General features: G+C 51.8%; 12 protein-coding genes. 8 read left to right on the top strand and 4 right to left on the bottom strand.

Annotation, left to right across the window (positions count from 1 at the left end; genetic code table 11):
- The first annotated feature begins 3 nt into the window (after positions 1 to 3).
- The 3 genes from pckA (at position 4) to ACM615_RS22135 (ending at position 2,418) form a co-directional block, all read left to right on the top strand.
- A complete protein-coding gene (gene pckA / locus ACM615_RS22145; protein ID WP_431012546.1) occupies positions 4 to 1,626 on the top strand; it encodes a phosphoenolpyruvate carboxykinase (ATP) in 1,623 nt (540 codons plus the stop codon).
- 103 nt (positions 1,627 to 1,729) lie between these two features.
- Positions 1,730 to 1,942, top strand: a complete 213-nt coding sequence (locus tag ACM615_RS22140) for a FitA-like ribbon-helix-helix domain-containing protein (protein ID WP_112288646.1) — start codon at positions 1,730 to 1,732, stop codon at positions 1,940 to 1,942.
- The gene (locus ACM615_RS22135; RefSeq protein ID WP_431012545.1) at positions 1,939 to 2,418 is read left to right on the top strand and encodes a PIN domain-containing protein; all 480 of its coding nucleotides are present in this window, start codon (positions 1,939 to 1,941) and stop codon (positions 2,416 to 2,418) included. Before ACM615_RS22140 ends, ACM615_RS22135 begins: the two co-directional genes overlap by 4 nt.
- Before the next feature lie 662 nt (positions 2,419 to 3,080).
- Here the strand turns inward: ACM615_RS22135 and envZ are convergent.
- Both envZ and ompR read right to left on the bottom strand, forming a co-directional pair.
- Entirely contained in the window at positions 3,081 to 4,442 is a 1,362-nt protein-coding gene (gene envZ / locus ACM615_RS22130; protein ID WP_112288648.1) for a two-component system sensor histidine kinase EnvZ, read from the bottom strand.
- The gene (gene ompR / locus ACM615_RS22125; RefSeq protein WP_009635740.1) at positions 4,439 to 5,158 is read right to left on the bottom strand and encodes an osmolarity response regulator transcription factor OmpR; all 720 of its coding nucleotides are present in this window, start codon (positions 5,156 to 5,158) and stop codon (positions 4,439 to 4,441) included. Before ompR ends, envZ begins: the two co-directional genes overlap by 4 nt.
- Before the next feature lie 589 nt (positions 5,159 to 5,747).
- On the opposite strand from ompR, the gene ACM615_RS22120 reads away from it, so the two are divergent.
- The 4 genes from ACM615_RS22120 to ACM615_RS22105 all read left to right on the top strand — a co-directional run bounded on the left by ACM615_RS22120 (position 5,748) and on the right by ACM615_RS22105 (position 10,829).
- On the top strand, positions 5,748 to 6,296 hold the full coding sequence (locus ACM615_RS22120) for a fimbrial protein (RefSeq protein ID WP_113877193.1): 549 nt from the start codon (positions 5,748 to 5,750) through the stop codon (positions 6,294 to 6,296).
- A 106-nt stretch (positions 6,297 to 6,402) separates the two neighbouring features.
- Positions 6,403 to 7,089 carry a fimbrial biogenesis chaperone gene (locus ACM615_RS22115; protein WP_132966958.1) on the top strand — a complete coding sequence of 229 codons (687 nt, stop codon included), beginning with the start codon at positions 6,403 to 6,405 and terminating at the stop codon, positions 7,087 to 7,089.
- A 71-nt stretch (positions 7,090 to 7,160) separates the two neighbouring features.
- A complete protein-coding gene (locus ACM615_RS22110) occupies positions 7,161 to 9,704 on the top strand; it encodes a fimbria/pilus outer membrane usher protein (RefSeq protein ID WP_431012544.1) in 2,544 nt (847 codons plus the stop codon).
- 9 nt (positions 9,705 to 9,713) lie between these two features.
- The gene (locus tag ACM615_RS22105; RefSeq protein WP_431012543.1) at positions 9,714 to 10,829 is read left to right on the top strand and encodes a fimbrial protein; all 1,116 of its coding nucleotides are present in this window, start codon (positions 9,714 to 9,716) and stop codon (positions 10,827 to 10,829) included.
- Positions 10,830 to 10,843: 14 nt separating this feature from the next.
- On the opposite strand, the gene pbpC is transcribed toward ACM615_RS22105, so the two are convergent.
- Positions 10,844 to 13,213, bottom strand: coding sequence for a penicillin-binding protein 1C (pbpC, locus tag ACM615_RS22100; protein WP_431012542.1), 2,370 nt, complete (start codon positions 13,211 to 13,213; stop codon positions 10,844 to 10,846).
- Between the two features lie 56 nt (positions 13,214 to 13,269).
- Positions 13,270 to 19,287, bottom strand: coding sequence for an MG2 domain-containing protein (locus tag ACM615_RS22095; protein WP_431012541.1), 6,018 nt, complete (start codon positions 19,285 to 19,287; stop codon positions 13,270 to 13,272).
- 264 nt (positions 19,288 to 19,551) lie between these two features.
- Here ACM615_RS22095 and greB point away from each other — a divergent pair, with 264 nt between their 5' ends.
- Entirely contained in the window at positions 19,552 to 20,025 is a 474-nt protein-coding gene (gene greB, locus ACM615_RS22090; protein WP_113877248.1) for a transcription elongation factor GreB, read from the top strand.
- The last annotated feature ends 42 nt before the right edge of the window (positions 20,026 to 20,067 follow it).

Genomic DNA, 20,067 nt, shown 5'->3' with positions numbered 1-20,067 from the left:
GAAATGCCTACGACTATCGGGATCACCGCCGAAAAACTCGCCCTTTATGGGATCCATCAGAATAGCGAAATCGTCTATAACCCTGATTACGAAAATCTTTTTAATGAAGAGACGGCGCCGGGTCTCGAAGGCTTTGAGCGCGGGCAAGTGACAGAACTGGGTGCAGTCAATGTCGATACCGGTATCTTCACCGGTCGTTCGCCGAAAGATAAATACATCGTCCGCGATGACACCACCCGCGATACGCTGTGGTGGTCTGATCAGGGCAAAGGCAAAAATGATAACAAGCCGATGTCACAGGAAACCTGGACGTCACTGAAGGCTCTGGTGAGCAAACAGTTGTCCGGCAAACGTCTGTTTATCATTGATGCTTTCTGCGGCGCAAATGCCGATTCTCGTCTGAAAGTCCGCTTTATTACCGAAGTCGCCTGGCAGGCGCATTTCGTCAAAAACATGTTTATCCGCCCGACCGAAAGCGAACTGGAAAATTTCGAACCGGATTTCATCGTCATGAACGGCGCGAAATGTACCAATCCTGACTGGCAGAAACAGGGGCTGAATTCAGAAAACTTCATTGCCTTCAACCTGACCGAGCGTATCCAGCTGATCGGCGGTTCGTGGTATGGCGGCGAAATGAAGAAAGGCATGTTCGCCGTCATGAATTATCTGCTGCCATTACAAGGGATTGCTTCAATGCACTGTTCGGCTAACGTCGGCGAAAAAGGCGATGTCGCGGTGTTCTTCGGGCTTTCCGGCACGGGTAAAACGACGTTGTCGACGGATCCGAAGCGCAAACTTATCGGCGACGATGAACATGGCTGGGACGATGATGGTGTCTTCAATTTTGAAGGCGGTTGCTATGCCAAAACCATCAAACTTAGCAAAGAAGCCGAACCGGAAATCTTCAAAGCCATCAAACGCGACGCGTTGCTGGAAAACGTGATGGTCAGTGAAGATGGCAAAATCGACTTTGATGACGGCAGCAAAACCGAGAACACCCGCGTTTCATACCCGATTTACCACATTGAAAATATCGTCAAGCCGGTTTCCAAAGCCGGACACGCCAGCAAAGTAATTTTCCTGACTGCTGATGCGTTTGGTGTCCTGCCACCGGTTTCGCGCCTGACGGCATCGCAGACGCAATATCATTTCCTGTCCGGTTTTACGGCCAAACTGGCGGGCACTGAGCGTGGCGTCAATGAACCAACGCCGACATTCTCCGCCTGCTTCGGTGCCGCATTCCTGATGCTGCACCCGACGAAATACGCAGAAGTATTAGTGAAACGTATGGAAGCTGCGGGCGCACAGGCCTATCTGGTGAATACTGGCTGGAACGGCACCGGCAAACGCATCTCGCTGAAGAACACCCGTGCGATTATCAACGCCATTTTAGATGGCACCATTGATGATGCCGAAACGTTCACTTTGCCGATGTTTAATCTGGCCGTTCCGACCGCCTTACCGGGCGTCGACACTCATATTTTGGATCCGCGTAATACTTACGCCAGCCGTGAACAGTGGCAGGAAAAAGCAGAGCATCTCGCGCAATTGTTTATCGATAACTTTGATAAATATACCGATACCCCGGCAGGTGCCGCGTTGGTCAGCGCCGGACCGAAACGGTAATCTGGCAATAATCTCTCATCAGGCGCGGGCTTCCGCGCCTTTTTTATTGCAACCGGCCGGTCAGCATTTCAGAATGACGGCATTGCTGTCAGAGGAACCTCATATGGCGACGATTACCGTACGCAATCTCGATGACGATGTGAAGGAACTGCTGCGTATCGCGGCGGCCAAAAAAGGCCACTCGATGGAAGAAGAAGCACGTCTCATTCTGAAACAGGCGCTCACTCCCGCCCAGCCTGACTTTGGCCTCGGCAGCCAGCTCCGCCAGCGTTTTTCCTCCGTGATCGCAGAGCCACTGGAACTGCCGCCCAAATGATTATTCTTAATACAGCCGTCATTCTTGAGATGATCAATCCCAGGCCACAAAAAAACGTTCTGCAATGGCTGGATGCGCAGGATGCCACACAGCTTTACCTGACCAGCCTGAGCGTGGCGGCGCTTTTCACCTGGGTCGATAATCTGCCGGAGCACCAGCCGAAAGCCGCGCTTTCTGAAGCCTTGCTGGAAATGCTGAATCAGGATTTTGCCGGTCGATTACTGTCGTTTGATGCGGCAAGCGCGCTGCATTACCCGCGGGTCATGACGTTGTCAGAAGCTGCCAATGTAGTGATGTCAGAGCAGGACAGACTACTGGCGGCTATTTGCCTGAATCATCAGGCGACTCTGGCGACCGATCATGGCGAAGCGTTTGCGCATACAGATGTCGTATTGGTTAATCCGTGGGATACAGGGAACACGCCGAGATGGCGGGAAGAAGCGGCAGAGTATTATGTGATGAGCAGGAAGAGCTGAATTATGGATTGCCTTCCTAACTGGCCTTAGGTCAAGACCGTGGGCTGCCGCCCACACCGGCCTTAGGTCTAAACCATGAGCTGCCTTCCTAACTGGCCTTAGGTCAAGACCGTGAGCTGCCGCCCACACCGGCCTTAAGGGTGGCTTATCGCCACCACCCTTAAGAATCCCCGGCTCTTTTACTGCGCGCTTCGCTCGCTGGCTATGTTTCATCAGCCGCAGCGACAGGCTGGAAATCTTGCCGCTGCGCGGTACCTTCTCTCGGTCTTCGAGCCATAGGTCTCGAAGCCGCTCCGTTCAGCAAGATTTCTGAATCGCCCGCAGCATTTTAAAAATAAAGAGAGTGAGGTTGTGAAGTCAAAGCCAAGGGCCGGTTCCAAAATACCGCCGGAGGAGAGGCGCAAAACCGTGCGTCTTTTTGCGCGGGTTGTAGCCCGAACGGAGGGCACCGCGCAGCGGCGGAATTTTGCGGCTATCGCATCGCTACCTGAAACATAGCCAGCGAGCTAAGCGGGGAGTAAAAAGCGGGGAGAGATCCAAGAGAGGGAAAGCACTTCCCTCTCTTTGGCGGTTTCGGCGCAGCTCGAAAAGTGTTCACCGCAATTGAGAAACCGAAATTGCCGGCTGTCCAACTAAAACGGGATTATTAATTCCCCCCTTAATCAAACTGGTTTCTGCTGAACCGCCACCGCTTTCAGCATCTCCACCGGTAACGGCAGATACGCCCGGATCCGTAATCCCCCGCGGTCACTCTTGCCGATATCCAGCGTCCCTGAATGGGCATCAACGATACGCTGAATGATCGCCAGACCGAGGCCGGTTCCGCTGGTGGTTCGGGCGCTTTCACCGCGCACAAATGGCTGGAAGAGATGTTTGAGCTGGTCCGGCGCAATGCCCGGGCCATCATCTTCAACCTGGAACCATGCACGCTGAAGTTCACGACCGCTGCTGACTTTAATCCAGCCATCGCCGTAACGGGCGGCGTTGACCACCATATTCACAACAGCACGCTTGATGGAAAGCGGATGCGCATTCACCAGTAATTCGCCGTCGGCCAGATCTGAATCTATTTCGCGTTCGTAGCCGCTTTCTGTCGCAATCACTTCGCCCAAAATACCGTTAAGATCGGTGATCTCTGTCGGCATTTCCTGGCCAGTGCGCAGATAGTCGATGAACTGCTCGATAATGGCGTTGCACTCTTCGATGTCTTTGTTGATCGACTCGGCAAGATAACCGTCACCGTCGCTCATCATTTCAGTCGCTAAACGAATGCGTGTCAGCGGAGTGCGTAAATCGTGACTCACACCTGCCATCAGCAAGGTACGGTCATCGGCCAGCAGTTTGACACCGGCTGCCATCTGGTTAAATGCACGCGTCACTGACCGCACTTCCGACGCACCGTATTCACGTAATGGCGGCGGAATAATGCCTTTCCCGACCTGTAATGCCGCGTGCTCCAGTTCGACCAGGGGTCGGTTCTGAATACGGATAAACAGCCACGCGCCACCAATCGCCAGCAACATAATCGCTAACGTATAACGGAACAGCGGAGAGAAATCGCCCTGATGGATTTCAGTAAGCGGAACGCGTACCCAGATATCAGGCGACAACCAGGTTTTCAGCCACACAACCGGGGTATTTTTATTCACCTCGACGCGGACATCGGTAGGCCCACCAAGCTGCTGCGCCATCTGCTGACTGAGGAATTCGTAATGCTGCGCCCAGCGCAGACCACTCTCCTCGGCTGCAGAGTTGGTATAAAGAGAAATGCCCAGTTCGCGGTAAATTTCGCGACGAAACGCCGGTGGAACAGCCAGCAACGTGCCATCTTCCAGCTGCAGCCGGTCGGTCATCAGCATACGCACTTCGTATGCCAGAACCTTATTAAACTGCTGCAGGCTGGGAAGAATGGCGAAGTTAAGCACCACCAGATAGGTCGTCACCAGGCTGACGAACAGCAAGGTGACGATTAATAACAGTGTTCGGGCAAACGAGCTACGCGGTGAAAAGCGTATTCGCTTCATGCCTTACTGCCGTCCGGCACAAATACGTAGCCCAGACCCCATACGGTCTGAATGTAACGCGGATGCGCCGGATCTTCTTCTACCATACGACGCAGACGGGAAATCTGCACATCGATAGAGCGTTCCATCGCACTATATTCACGACCACGTGCAAGATTCATCAGCTTGTCACGGGACAACGGCTCACGTGGATGACTCACCAGTGCTTTCAGCACGGCGAACTCACCGCTGGTCAGCGGCATAGGCTCGTCTTCACGGAACATTTCGCGGGTACCGAGGTTCAGTTTGAACTTGCCAAATGAAATGACCGCTTCCTCCTGAGAAGGCGCACCCGGCAATTCGTTAGCCTGACGACGCAACACAGCGCGGATACGGGCCAGCAGTTCACGCGGGTTAAACGGTTTTGGAATATAGTCGTCGGCACCAATTTCCAGACCTACGATACGGTCAACTTCTTCGCCTTTAGCGGTGACCATGATGATCGGCATCGGGTTACTTTGACTGCGCAGACGACGGCAGATAGACAAGCCATCTTCGCCCGGCAGCATCAGATCGAGAACCATCAGATGGAATGACTCACGAGTCAGCAGGCGATCCATTTGTTCGGCATTGGCAACGCTACGCACCTGGAAGCCCTGTTCAGTCAGATAACGTTCCAAAAGTGCGCGAAGGCGCATGTCATCATCGACCACCAGAATCTTGTGATTTTCTTGCATTTAAATCTCCCAAAGGCGTGAATGCCTGAAGCTTGTATTGTCAGAAAAGTCAGCTAAAACAGACAGCGTTTAATGGTATATATTCTAGCCGAAATTGTAACAATGATTATGGATTTCCTAATTTATCAACAATATCAGAGGAATCTTCTGCAAGCGAAGGTTGGTTTGTTACGGTTTGTCCCGCTCTGCAAAATCTGTTCGTCCTTTTTTTGGTCATTATATGAACACTCCTGCTGCAAGTATCAAAAAAATGATCATCTCAATATGCGAGCGGGAAGAAATTTCTGGTGATTATACTTATTCGTTTACTTAATAATAAAACGATAAGAATAATATTTTCTTTGGAAAATAGAACATTTACACGCCAAAGAATAATTTGAATGAATTATATAAATGATAATGATCATTGGTAGTGATGTGTCAAACTAAAAACTCAGTATCATTCAAACAGGATGGCTACCATCTACTATTCAAGGTATAAAACACTTGGTAGAATCCGGCATCTAAAGGTGATGAATTCAATTTATTGAATCAGATAAAATTATCTTTAGCTTAACCTCCAATTTTTATTTCTGAATGGACGCAAAAAATGAAAACCAAGTTCAAGCTCTTAGCGGGCGGGATATTTTTGGCTATGGCAGCAAATAGCTATGCGATCGATGGTGCTATTAATTTCACAGGTGCAATTGTTGAAGAAGCCTGTGAGATTAATGGTGGTGAAGAACTCAATATACCGTTAGGGACTTATTCAGCAGCACAATTCCAGGAAATTGGTGACCTCTCGCCAAAAATCCCTTTCACCCTGCCACTTGATAACTGCCCTGTCGTTTCAGAGACCAACCCTACCCCTCACTTCCGGATATGGCTGGAGTCAGATACCGTTGCTGACACCACTGATCTGATTGCGCTTGGCAATGATTATGGTGACGCAATGGCGGATGGCGTAGGCATCAGAATTGAAGATGCGGCAACAAATAACATCATGAAAATTAACGCGCTGCCTGACATCATCTACCCAATTCCGGGTAAGGTCATGAATGTGAATCTTCTCGCATACTATGAATCGTTCAAGTTGCCTGGCGATATCACTGCCGGTGCGGCCGACGCCCGTGTGAAAGTTACTCTCGATTACAGATAAGCACCTTTAATCTTGCCCTGCAAAAGGTCAACTTTGCAGGGCATTTTATTAAGGGCTCATTCAATTACCGCATGAATATATTGCTACTGTAAGGATTCAAATTCGCATGGGTAGAAAAAATCCATATATATTATTTTTAATTATAATTTCATTATTCACGTCACAAATAACCTATGCTGGCGGAATTGTTGTGGGGCGCACCCGCGTTATTTATGACGCAGATAAAAGGGAAGCTACGCTTTCCGTTAAGAATAATGCTGAAAGCAACCCTTTCCTCATACAGTCCTGGGTTGATGCGGGGGGAGAAAAAACACGCGGTCCTTTTATCATCACTCCACCGCTATTTCGCCTGAATGCTCAACAGGAAAGTAACCTGCGTATTTCCTATACCGGCAGCGTCCTCCCGACAGACAGAGAGTCCGTTTTCTATATCAATGTTAAAGCGATTCCTTCAACGCCTAAAAATACAAAAAACGAACTTAAACTGGTCGTCAATACGCGGATAAAGCTCTTTTACCGGCCAACAAAACTGCCCGGAAAATCGTTTGAAGCACCGAAGGCGCTCACTTTCGCCAGAAACAACGGTCATCTCGTTATTAAAAATCCGAGCCCCTATCACGTGGTTTTCAGCTCACTCAGCATTGGCTCTACTTTCTTAAAAGATGTGGCAATGATTGCGCCTTTGAGCCAGATGGACGTTGTACTTCCACCGGGCACCTCAGGAAGCAGTGTGAAATGGGATGCGATTAATGACTATGGCGGAACAACAGCACGCTATGAACAGCCTTTATAACCAGACAAATAAAGCCACACCATAACTCACAGCCATTGCCAAATTATGGCACTCAGAAGTACGAGAAAACTATGCTCACGGATGAAAAATTTTTACACACGAGCTTGACTGAGGACGTTAAAAAGAACTCAGCGCCGCTCGTGCTTAAACTGGGTAGCCTGCTGGCCAGTACGGCTATTGGATTACTCGCCGCTCAGACAGCGCATGCAGAAGATGTCTATTTCGACCCTCTGTTTATCGAGCGTAAAGCCGGTGACGTTGGGGATGTCGACCTTTCTTTGTTCCAGAGTAATGATCAGGCGCAGCTGCCTGGTAACTATGACACAGCGCTGTATGTGAATAAAAAATTAAAATTACGACATTCAATCAGCTACTTATCCCGATCAGATGGCACACTTGAACCGCAGATAACGCCCGATATCTTGCGGGCACTGGGCGTCAATGTTGATGCTTTTCCGGCATTAAAAAGTCTTCAGCCAGATGCGCCACTGGGTTCGCTTGCACAATATATCCCTGCCGCAGACGTCAAATTTGATTTCTACCTCATGCAGCTTAATTTCAGCATTCCGCAAGCAGCGATCCTTCAGAAAGCAGAAGACTATATTGACCCGGCAAAATGGGATGACGGCGCCCCTTCTCTTTTCTCCAATTATTCCTATTCAGGCGGCCAGCGGAGTTATCGAAATGGCAACGATGACTCCAGCCAGTACCTGAATCTGCAAAATGGCTTAAACGTTGGCCCCTGGCGCGTTCGCAATTACACCACTTACAGCGACAGTGGAGATGAGAAAAAATGGGACACGATCTCGACCTACGTGGAAAGGGACATAAAATCCATCAAGTCAAAGTTACTGCTTGGTGAAAACTCAACCTCCGGGGAAATCCTCAGCAGTGTTCCGTTCTCCGGTGTTCAGCTTTTTTCTGACGATAATATGCTACCTAACAGCCAGCGCGGTTTCGCCCCTACCATACGGGGGGTTGCAAACTCCAATGCTGAAGTCACTATCCGGCAAAATGATCACATTATTTATCAGTCCTTTGTCCCTCCGGGCGCCTTTGAGATTAACGATCTTTATCCCTCATCCTACAGCGGAAATCTTGAGATAACGGTGAAAGAAGCTGACGGAACTGAACGCCGGTTTAATCAGCCTTTTTCGGCTATTCCGGTTATGCAACGCCCTGGTCGGTTGAAATACAGCGCAACAGCAGGTGTTTACCGCGCGACAGATAACAATGAGAAAGAGCCAACCTTTGCTCAGGGTACGGCTATCTATGGGCTTTCAAACACCATTACGTCCTACGGAGGCTCAGTGATATCTGAAGATTACCTCTCAGGACTCATCGGTGTGGGTTATAACCTCCAGTGGCTGGGCGGCATTTCAGCTGATGTTACCCATGCCCGTTCCACACTGGATAATAATCAGACCACCTCAGGCCAGTCGTACCGCGTTCAGTATTCGAAAAACATTGAAATGACCGACACGGATTTCAGTCTGGCGAGCTATCGGTACTCAAGTGCCGGGTATTACGATTTTGATGAATCCACACAATATCTTGATGGCGACAATGCTCTGGAACTTGACTACCACAAACGCAGTAAAATCCAGTTCAATATCAATCAGACATTATGGGAAGGGGCGAGCCTGTATCTCTCAGGATATGAACAGGACTACTGGAACAATGGCGGCAAGGAGAAGAACCTCTCCGTCGGCTTAAACAACAGTCTCTTCGGTGTCAGCTATAACCTGAGCTATTCCTACAGCCAGCTGCAAGGTGAAGATAACGATCAACAGATATCCCTGAACCTCCGTATTCCGCTAAGCCGTTGGTTGCCACAAAGTTGGGGTACATACAATGTCTCCCATGAGAAAGGCGAAGGAACGCGCCATCAGGTTGGGTTAAGCGGAACCGCACTTGACGATCGCCGTCTCAGCTATTCAGTTCAGCAAAGTTATACCGATCAGAACAATGAGAGCGGGAGCAACCTTTACTCAACCTACCGCTCCTCCTTTGGCAATCTCAACGCAGGTTACAACTACAGCAGAGATTCTCAGCAACTCAGTTACGGCATTGCAGGCGGTATCGTGGCGCATTCCCGGGGAGCCACGCTGTCTCAACCGCTCGGTGATTCCTTTGCATTGATAGATACCAATGGCGCCAGCGGAGCACGTCTGCAAAATCTGCCGGGTGTCAGAACTGACTGGCGTGGTTTTGCTGTCGTCCCGTACCTGACTGCGTATAACGAAAACCGTATCGCAATGGACACCACCACCCTGCCTGACGACGTAGATATCGAAAATACCTCAGCCATTGTGATCCCAAATTCCGGCGCTATGGTAACGGCACATTTTGATGCCCGTGTGGGAGCCCGAGTTCTGGTGACACTGGTTCGACCAAATGGTGCCACAGTGCCTTTTGGTGCCATGGCGGCAACTGAAAAACAAAGCAATATCGTGGATGAAGGCGGTGTCGTTTACCTGTCGGGTATCCCGTTAGAAAAACAGGTTTTACTTCATGTGAAATGGGGGAATGAAGCCTCTCAGCAATGTCAGGCTCAATTCAACATCTCTGCCTCAATCTCTCAGGTGAATTCGCTGACGGCTCCGTGTATTTAAGGATAATTCATGCACACAACAAAACAGGTTTTGCGCAACCTGACATCGTTCATAAAGCTTACCCTGCTGGGGATGGCCATCAATAGTTTTTCATCCCTTGCACAAGCGGGATCAGCGATATGCTCGCCGGAGGATGGCGCAGGCGCGAATTATGACAATTTTCTTCAGGAAGATATTCCCGCGTCGGATAACGAGAGAGGGAAAAAGTATGAAAAAAGCATGAATGGTGGGATGCAAAATTACACCATCAGTTGCAATTGTACCGACAGTGATGCCAACAGCAGCGGCGGGGTTTTACTGATGTACACCGTAAAAACCGCCTTGCCTAAGGGAACTGAGCCGGGATATTACAAAATTAACGATCACATTGATGTCAAGGCAATGCTCGATCTGCCTCCGGCAACAGGTATCGCTGTACCGACAACAAAAACACTCGGTGATGCCACACATCACACCGATGCAAATAATAATGGCGTTTGTGCTCAGCAAAGTACCCGTGCAAGCCTGAATGTTGGCTCTCAAGGCTCATTAACTTTTTATATCAGCACACCTTTTATCGGTGAACTGGATATTCCAAGAACAGAGATTGCCCAGATATATTTGTCCTCAGGCACGGCCATAGTGACCGCCCCTCCGCTTGGCCCGCCTGTTGCCCGCGTCTATATCAGCGGAAAACTGACCGTACCGCAAAGCTGTGAAATCAATAAGGGTGAAACGATCACGGTCAATTTCGGTGCTATTGCCGCCAGTAAATTTATCACCCTAAATCAGCCACCTAAGGGCCATATTCCCACAACATTTAACATTACGTATGACTGCACAGCAAATGGATTGCCTCAGATACCAACCGGCACACAGCTTGCCATGCTGTTGAAAGGTGACGATCTGGCTGATCAATATACGCTAATAGCGAGACGCCGACCTTCTGACAATCTACCCGATATTGGAATTCGCGTTGAAAATGCCGCCGGTACAGCGATACCTTTTGAATCGGGAAACTTACCCATGAATCAAAATGGTATAGGGAATATCTCAATGACGGCTTACCCGATTAATCTGATTGGGGGCAGTCTGGATACCGGTGAATTCAGTGGCATGGCGACCTTGAAAATAGATATCCGATAAGCCCGCCACGTTGTTCAGTTCACAATCTCAATACTGATTAACCGGCTGTCCGCGCGGCCATGATCATCTACCGCGCGGATACGGTATTGCCCGTTATTGATAGGCTGCCAGTCAATGGCGGTTTTACTGGCAGAGCTTCCCAGGTAGATATCATCGACAAACCAGTACACCGTTTTACTGTCCGCATCGGTCACCGCATTAAATGAAATCCGGTCACGCCCCTGCTGGGACTGACGCAGCGTATACGTGGTGTTTTTCAGCGGTGACGTGATGCGCGGCGGATTACCACTCACGTCCACGCCCTCATCTTTGCAGTGATTCACCGGCGGCTTGCGCTTCGGTAATCCGGCCTGCGCAAAGACATTCGCCAGGTCCGATGGCCAGAACTCAAATACTTCCGTACGGGTTTCGTCTTCCTCATACGGAGGGCAGGCGACTTCACCGGTCAGTTTATCGAGACGTACAGGACGGTAAACAGTATCCACTTTGATCGGCGACTTACCGGGAATAAACCAGGTTTTGCCTTTTTGCTGGCACCATGGCGTCGGTAAATTCCCGCTGGCGAGGCAGATATCCACCCGTTTCAGCCCTTTAGGGAAGGGTCTTTTGGGCTCCTGTAATGCAGGATAGCTGGCGGTAATGCTGTCGATAATATTGAAGAACAACGGTGCGGCAGCATCGGCACCGACAAAAACGTTATTGCCTTTACTGTCGAAATTACCTTCCCAGACCACCAGGACATAAGGGCCGAAAATCCCGACGCTCCACGCATCGCGAAAGCCCCACGAGGTACCGGTTTTCCAGTAAACCGGCAGCGAAGACGGAGCCTGAGCCAGCGTATCCCCCGGACGGCGGTGCTGACGCAGCATATCAAGCGTCATGAAACTGGCTTCTTCACTGAGCAAACGCACGGGCGTTGTCTGTTGCGCATCAGTTTTCTGCATCCGAAGCGGCTGCAACACGCCGCGGTTTGCCAGTAACGCATACAGTTTTGCCAGCTCCTGCATCGTCACTTCTCCGCCGCCCAGCACCAGCGACAGACCGTAATGGTTTTCACTGGCCATATCCGCCACGCCGGAAAGCCGGAGGAACTGATAAAACGTCGGCTGGCGCAGCTGCGATGCGACATACACGGCGGGAATATTACGGCTGAAGTTCAGGGCATCGGTTGCGGTCACCGGACCGAGAAAACGGCGGTCGAAATTTTCCGGCGCGTAAGCACCAAAGGCAGAAGGCACATCTTTCAGGATAGTCATCGGATGCAACACACCCTGCTCCATCCCCAGCGCGTAAATAAACGGTTTGAGCGCCGAGCCCGGTGAGCGTTTTGCGTTGGTGCCGTTTACCTGTCCCTGAATATCGCGGTTGTAGTAATCGGCTGATCCCACCAGCGATCGCACCCCCATGTCACGGGTATCGACCAGCAAAACGGCGGCGTTGTGAATACCGCGACTTTCGTTACGGGTGATAAACGCATTGACCTGCCGCTCAATCAGCCGCTGCAAGCCGGCGTCAATCGTGGTGTCCGTCCGGGTATCTGTACCGGCAAGCTGCTGATTCTGCTGACGCAGTTGTTCGATAAAATGCGGTGCAATATAGGGCATCTGCTCCGGCTGACGCAGCGCCAGCGGCAATCTGAACAAGGAGATCTGGCTGCTGTCAGTTTCATAATGTGCCTGCCAGCGCTGGAAAAGCCGGTTACGCGCCTGCGTCAGCGCCGCGCCCAAGACACCGGTCTTAGGGTCAATACGATAACTCGGTGATTGTGGCAAAACCGCCAGCGTCAGCGCTTCGGGTAACGTCAGGTCTTTCGGCGCTTTGTTGAAATAGATCAGACTGGCTGCGCCGATACTCTCAATGTTACGGCCATAAGGCGCGGCGTTCAGATAGGCTTCGAGAATGTCGTGTTTGGAGTAACTCAGTTCAAGCTGCACCGCACGCAGAACCTGCATGATTTTGCCCGACGGCGTGCGGGTATTCAGATGCCAGTGCATACGCGCCAGTTGCATGGTGATGGTCGAACCGCCCTGCATTTTGCCGCCTGTCACATAACTGCGCCAGAAGCCACGCATCAGGCTGAACGGATTGAAGCCAGGATTGTAGTAAAAACTGCGATCTTCATGCAGCAGAAGCCCTTTCACCGCCAGCGGAGAAACCTGTTCCAGCGGCGTCCACAGCCGGTAACGATCATCGTTAGCCAGCGTGATGCGCATCAGGATGCCCTGCCGGTCGTAATAGGCGGAGGAAAAAGGTTGTCCCTGAGAAAGTGGCGGATGGGGCCAGATCCGGCATGCCAGTACGATCAGCGCCAGTAAAAAAACGGCCATTGCGATATTTTGCAGCAGCCGTTTAGTGGATTTAGAAATCGCGGAAAAGGAGATCATCTTGCTACTCAGAACAGGTTACGCCCCGCCGTTAACGACGGGGCGACTGCGTTTTGTTATTTTTTAGCAACAGCGGCTTCGTCAGCCGGCACGACCACCAGTTTTTTATCACTGACGGCAAGCGCCTGAACGTCGCGGTCATACATCGCTTCACCGTAAGCTGGCGGGATCACGAAACTGCCGGTGTTGGTGGCTTTAATCTGATACACAAACTCCTGCACATCGGTAGTGGCGCTGCCGTAGATCACCACTCGGTCTTCACGAATATCGCTGTAATCCGGCGCCCATGTTGAACCCGATGCCGCCAGCGGTGACTGCCACGATGCCGACGCTTCTGCATCACTGTTTTCATCACTGCTGTCAGATTCCGGTTCCGGTGGCGTTTGCTGAACCACTTCAAAACCGCCCGGCAACAAATCGACAATCGCCAGATTGTCCTGTCCTTCCTGCGAGTTAGCGCGGACTTTCAGATGCACATTGATCTTCTGCCCCAGCGTCACTTGCGTGACCGCATTGCCTTTTTCATCCGTGTAATCGCGGGTGATTTCCAGACCACGTGAAATGGCTTTCTTCGGCGCGGACAGGTCATAACCGGCCTGTGTCACCACGTACCAGGCGGGCGCATCATTACCGTTTTCAATACGAAGCGCCTGTGCATCAGCGGTGAAATTCGCTTTAGCAAACAGTCCCTGAACCTGTGAAATCTGCTGCGGTTGCACATTTTTGGTTTTGCTTAACTGGGTGATTTTCAGCGCATCCGGTGCCGTTGCCTGCGCCGCCACCTGCGCGGAATAACTCTCCAGCGCCAGAATGCTCATCGCAGAGGAATACGTCGTATAACGCTCCTCTTTCAGCGCTTTGACCATATTCTCCAGCACCTGCGGCGGAATAGCGGAGACTTTTTCCGGGAAGTGACGGGTGATCAGATACAGCCGCGTCGCGTCCTGCACCAGCGGATCAAAGTAACTTTGCGTCCACCAGGCTTTGTCATACGCCTTGCTCAGTTGCTTCCAGGTTGGCTGCAACAGCGTATTCGCTTCATCATCCATTTTCAGCAGACGATAAGACGACGCCAGATACATCGCACTCAGATCGGTTTTCCAGGTGTCCGGATAACGCTGCTGCAAGGTGTCTTGTACCGAGGCCAGCGAACTGGTGGTGATTTCACCCTGACGCGTCAGCAGATACACCGCCCATGCGCGCAGACGAAGCGTATATAAATCATCATTCTGATTCGCTGCCAGTTCGCGCAGTGCCGAATTGGCCTCTTCCAGCATACCGGCTGGCAATGCAACGCCCGCGGCTTTGGCTTCCAGCAGATATTGCACCACGTAAGGCGTGACGAACGGATCGGTTTGCGGCGACGAACGCCACAGGCCAATCGCGCCGCTGTCATTCTGGCGTGAACGCAGTACCGCCAGCATATCTTTCAGCTGCTTACTGCTTTCTGCCTGACTCTTTATGCCTTTCATCTCAGGATGAAGGGTGCCGAGGATCAGCGGCACCGAGCGGCTGACAATCTGTTCAGAACAGTAATAAGGATAATCAGCCAGATACTGTGAAAGCCCGCGGGTCAGCACCAGCGGCGAGTTAGACACTGCTGCTGTACGCACCGCGTAGGCGTCAAACATCTGACGCAGATTATCGACGTTCTGACTGCTGCCGCTCATGCGTCCCATCACTGACTGCGTACGGAACGGCATTGCCGGACGCACTGAGGTACTGATGGTCCGGCGGCTGACCTTATCGCCATACGTTGCGTCAAACACCAGCGGCGCATCGCCCGGCAAGGCTTTGGCGCGCAGACGGAAGTTAATCACACCTTCACGTTTTTCGGCCAGCGACAGGCTCTGTTCAGCTTTACCCACCACTTCCAGCTGTGGCGGCACGGTCAGGTGAATCGCAACCGGAATGCTTTTGCCGTTCAGCCCTTCAAGGTTATTGCTGACTCCCACGCTGACGTCAAACTCATCACCTGGTGCCACCATTGACGGCACGTTCGGCGTCATGATGAAGTTGTCGCGCACCGTCGCAGACGTCTGCGCTTTGCCGATTTTGTCCGGCGTCACGGAAATCGCCATCACGCGGATTTTACCGTTGAAGTAATCCGGTACCTGATAATCGAACTGCTTCTTGCCGTTGACTTCGGTAATCCCTGACCAGTAAGCCACAGGCTTATCACGCTTGCGTTTGAACGGATTGACGTTCAGATCCAGCCCTTCACCCGCGTCACCGCCCGGGGCAGCCGCAAGCTGCATCAGTTTGCTGAACTCCGGCAGAATAAGATCCAGGATTTGCGAGCTTTCCACGCCCAGCTCACGTTTGCGGAAGAAGTATTCCAGCGGATCTTTCAGGCGATAACGCGCCACCTGCAAAATCCCCTCATCGACAGCAAACAGCGCCACCTGTTGCGGGCCGTCAGTTGTCACCGTCATGGCCAGATTTTCGCCCGGTTTAATCACTTCAGGCGCTTCGATTTCAAGAGTATTCTGGCGCGCTTTAGTGCTGATTTTGAACGGCATCACACCGTAGCTCAGCGGGCTCATAAAGATTTCATCGGAATTCACATCACGTACAAACTGCACGTTGATGTATCCGTTCCCTTCCATACCCGCAGGCACGCGGATTTTCTGCACAGAACTGGTGGTGTCAGTATGGAACCACTGCCAGCTGTAGACTTTGTCTTTCTCGATGGTGATCAGCCCGCTGCCGGTATAAGGCGCGTTAACAGCCACTTCGATTTCATCACCCGGCTGGTATTCCGCCTGATTGAGTTTCAGTTTCAGCTCGGCATTTCTGTCCAGCGAACGGCTCAGGTTGGCGTTACCGGCCACGGTGTAGCCAATACGGTTCAGCACGTTGCCTTTGGCATCTTCCACCACCAGCACGAAATCACCCGGTTTATCCGTCGCCAGCGTCAGGTCATTGCCCTGCGCCGTCAGCGACAGAGGCTGTTCCGACAGCTGTACTTCTTTCATTTTCGACTGATATTTGTAAACGCCGGAATCCTGTTTGGTCAGCACAGAGATATATTTCTGCTCGACGAGCGCGACTTTCAGATCCGGTAACGCCATCTTATTCAGCGAAGGATCGACCGCAATCACGTTCAGGTGACGGACCGCGTTATGGTTGATGTACCCCAAATCGCCGTCAGCTTTTACCCCAATCAGATAGTCATAAGGTGACACCAGCACCCGCGCCGTTGCGGCCACAGAACGCCCGCCACCGGCCACGAACGCCTCGGAAAGCAGTTGCAGCTGATAGGTCGCGTCAGCGTAAGATTTCAGATCCAGCGGAATAGTCGCCGTGCCTTTTTCATCGGTTGTGCGGTCTTCCAGTTCCGTTTCGAAACCGTCGCTGTTCTGGCGGTTCTCGTAGAATGCGTAATCCGGGAACTGATCAAAGCTTGGATACATCGGGCGCAGCGTCAGTTTCGAGGTCACACGGCGGTCCTGCGCTGGCGTCCCAAACAGGTTCTGCACATCGATATTGGCCTGCAGTTCTGACGGTTTCACCCAGCCTTGTTTACGCTCCGGCGTCAGTTGCAGTTTCACCTTCAGCTGATCCGGCTCGAATTCTTTGACGTTGACCGAGGTATGCCCCAGTAACGTGGAAGACTCGTTGTCTTTGCCGATCAGATACAAATAGACGTTCCATTCACCGGTCGGAGAATTATCGTCAGTGGTATAACTCAGCTCATTGAAACCGCTGGCACCCAGCGTCAGCGGGATGGTGCTCATCAGCTTGTCACGCGGGTCGTGAATTTCCGCACGTACCGGCACACCGGCCAGACCGTTACTCCAGTCGGCGGCGCGGGTGATCAGACCGATATTGAAGGTATCGCCCGGACGATAAACGCCGCGATCGGAAAACAGATAACTGCTCAGCGTACGCGGGTCATTCGGGGTAATTTCGCCGTCGACATCAAAACGGGAGAAATCGAGGCCGCGGTCATTATTTCTGTCAGCAGGCAGGAAAGACACATCGCCTTCTTTTTCGACCAGGAACATCACCGGCTGGCGCTCACTGGTATAGACGTCCAGCGCAGGGAAACGCACGTGGCCGTCGGCACCGGTGATTTGGGTCAGCAACGTCACACCGTTTTTGGCGATGACAGAGACTTTCGCATTCGCTACCGGCGTGCCGCTGTGAATCGACTGCACAAATACGTCACGGGTTTTATCCTGCGAACGCTTGGCAATAATCCCCAGATCGGTGACCACCACAAAGCGCGAATCCCCAACCGGCGCTTCATCCCCGCTCTGATCTTCGTCCTGATAGACATTGCCGTCATCATCCGCTTCGGGTTTCACTTCTTTCTTCTTCGGATCCCATTCCGACAACGTCAGCAGGAATACGCCACGATGTGATGTCGGATCGGTGGACAGATAACGCGAGAGGTCGACGCCCTGATAATTCACTTCACCCGGTTTGTCGTTGTTTACCGCGGTCTGATACTTAAAGTGCTCGGTAAAATACTCGTCATTGAGACGGTTAAATTCCGCCGAAGAATACTGGCGACTTTTGAACGACACGATGTGTTGCAGCTGGCCTGGGATCACCCGTTTGATATCCAGACGCATGCCCGGCACGTTGCGTGCCGCGACGCTGATTTGCTTGTCACCGTTGACCGACAGCAGTGAACCTTGCGACATAAATTGCAGGGATTTTGGATAATCAGGCACCGCGACGATGCGGTACACTTTTTCCGGCATTTTGTAGCCACCGGAAGAAGTCAGAATGTTGTCGATTTCCACCAGCATGGTGCGGTGCGCTGGCGCATCAAAGCGGAAACTAAACTGTGGTTGATAATCACTTTCGGCGTCGTTCAGCTGAATGTTCAGCGGCGTGGACTGCGCGAGAACGTTATTTTCCACGCTGTCGGCTTCCCAGCTGGCGTAATCATCCGGGCCTTTGGCTTCCTCCTGATCGTTGGGATTGTGCTGTGGCAGTAACCAGACTTTGACCGCCTGGCGGATATCTTTGTCTTTGACCGCATCGCTGAAGCCGACGATCAGCGCACGCTGACCTTTCGCGCCGTCGGCATCCACCACCTGCGCGCTGGCTTCGTTAACCACCAGGCTGTAAAGCGTCGGCACAGACACCACGCCATTTCTGGCCTGTGTGGTCGGTGCAGAAGTGACGGACGCTTTCACGCCTTCGCCAATGGTCACCCGCACGGAACCGCCATGGTCGAGCGATTTCAGCGGTTCGGAATGTACCCAGGCGTTGAGTTTCTTCTGGTCGTAGACCACGGAATAATTGAGTTTCGACTCAGTTTTGGCTTTGCCTTCGGTCAGGCCAAGCGAAATCTGTTTTTCAAAACTGGTGACATCCACCGGCGCGTTGAACTTAACGTTAAAAATCGCGCTGCGTTTTTGCGGGTCCTGCGGATCCTGATAGTACTCGGCTTGCCCCAGCTGATAACCGAACGCCGGAGCGGTGAATTCATAACGGGTTTTCGCCAGTTTGATTTGCGGCGCGAGCAGCACGTCAGGCGAGAAATTCACTTCATATTGGGTGCCCATCGGCAGCGGGTTTTTCGGGGTGAAGACTAAGGTGTAGCCGCTCCTCCATTTCCACTCACCTTCGGTGGCCGGTTTCAGGGCTATCCCTTTTTCGACCACTTTGCCCACGTCGGTAATTGGCGCGACAGAGTTACGGAAATTGAAAATCACCTGCTGCGGTGCAGGTTTTTGCGCCGCGTAATTGATGGCTTCGGGGCCGCTGACACGCACGCTGGTATCCTGATAAACCATCGGTGCCGGTTCGATCGGCTGCGGCCGGTTGAGCCACCAGTGCCAGCCGTAAACGCCCGCACCCGCGGCGCACAGAAAAACCAGAATCGCCAGACTGATGGCTTTGGGGTACTTATCTACTCCGCCTTCAAGACGCGCAAAACCACGCTTAAGCCAGCCGGACATTGCCGTCCACCAGACAGGCGCACGCCAGTCGATATTGCCGACAATCGGTTTAAAAATGCGACCCAGCAGACCCAATACAAAGGCCAGCACGCGCAGGATGCCTTTTATCAATGTAAAAGGCAGACGAAGTAAGAATTTTAATAAATCCATTTGTACCTGTACCCCAATCCCTGTAGACGGTTAAACGCGAGAGATATTTTTATTTAATTCATTATATTACGTGAAATATCTGAAGGTAAAAAAACGTAAGAAGCAGCACAGAAGGATAATAGCTCTCTGGCTAAAAAGCCATCATATAAAGCGTAGCAGTGAGTCAGACTTTTCGGTCAATTTGTGCGCTGTCAGGAAAGCGATTGTGTGAAACAATGGCGGCAGATTTCTGTGCAGGAAAACAGTGAGAAAGTGACAGGTAATATGAAAACGAAACTGATTACCCGTGAAGGCTACGACAAGCTCAAAACTGAGCTGGATTTCCTGTGGCGTGAAGAGCGCCCGGAAGTGACCAAAAAAGTGACCTGGGCCGCGAGCCTGGGCGATCGCAGTGAGAATGCCGATTATCAGTACAACAAGAAACGGCTGCGCGAAATCGACCGCCGTATCCGCTATCTGACCAAATGTCTGGAGCAGCTGCGCATCGTCGATTATTCGCCGCAGCAGGACGGCAAAGTGTTCTTCGGCGCCTGGGTGGAAGTCGAAAACGACGACGGCGACATCAAGCGTTTTCGCATTGTCGGCTATGACGAAATTTTTGGCCGCAAAGACTACATTTCTATCGATTCCCCGATGGCACGCGCCCTGCTGAAAAAGGAAGTCGGCGACAGTCTGGTGGTGACCACGCCAGCCGGCGACGCGACCTGGTACGTCAATGAGATTGACTACGGGAAATGATCAGCTAACTCTCAAAACGCGCAGACTGGCGGCCTGATGACT

The sequence above is a fragment of the Rahnella sp. PAMC25617 genome, from assembly GCF_050606005.1.
In the GTDB taxonomy this organism is placed as follows: Bacteria; Pseudomonadota; Gammaproteobacteria; order Enterobacterales; family Enterobacteriaceae; genus Rahnella; species Rahnella variigena.
This window is presented reverse-complemented; position numbering and strand designations above follow the sequence as displayed.

Coding starts and splice junctions, on each gene's coding strand:
- ACM615_RS22105 (WP_431012543.1), top strand. CDS start 9,714: ATGCACACAACAAAACAGGTTTTGCGCAACCTGACATCGTTCATAAAG.
- ACM615_RS22115 (WP_132966958.1), top strand. CDS start 6,403: ATGGGTAGAAAAAATCCATATATATTATTTTTAATTATAATTTCATTA.
- pbpC (WP_431012542.1), bottom strand. CDS start 13,213: ATGATCTCCTTTTCCGCGATTTCTAAATCCACTAAACGGCTGCTGCAA.
- greB (WP_113877248.1), top strand. CDS start 19,552: ATGAAAACGAAACTGATTACCCGTGAAGGCTACGACAAGCTCAAAACT.
- ACM615_RS22135 (WP_431012545.1), top strand. CDS start 1,939: ATGATTATTCTTAATACAGCCGTCATTCTTGAGATGATCAATCCCAGG.
- ACM615_RS22110 (WP_431012544.1), top strand. CDS start 7,161: ATGCTCACGGATGAAAAATTTTTACACACGAGCTTGACTGAGGACGTT.
- pckA (WP_431012546.1), top strand. CDS start 4: ATGCCTACGACTATCGGGATCACCGCCGAAAAACTCGCCCTTTATGGG.
- ompR (WP_009635740.1), bottom strand. CDS start 5,158: ATGCAAGAAAATCACAAGATTCTGGTGGTCGATGATGACATGCGCCTT.
- ACM615_RS22140 (WP_112288646.1), top strand. CDS start 1,730: ATGGCGACGATTACCGTACGCAATCTCGATGACGATGTGAAGGAACTG.
- envZ (WP_112288648.1), bottom strand. CDS start 4,442: ATGAAGCGAATACGCTTTTCACCGCGTAGCTCGTTTGCCCGAACACTG.
- ACM615_RS22120 (WP_113877193.1), top strand. CDS start 5,748: ATGAAAACCAAGTTCAAGCTCTTAGCGGGCGGGATATTTTTGGCTATG.
- ACM615_RS22095 (WP_431012541.1), bottom strand. CDS start 19,287: ATGGATTTATTAAAATTCTTACTTCGTCTGCCTTTTACATTGATAAAA.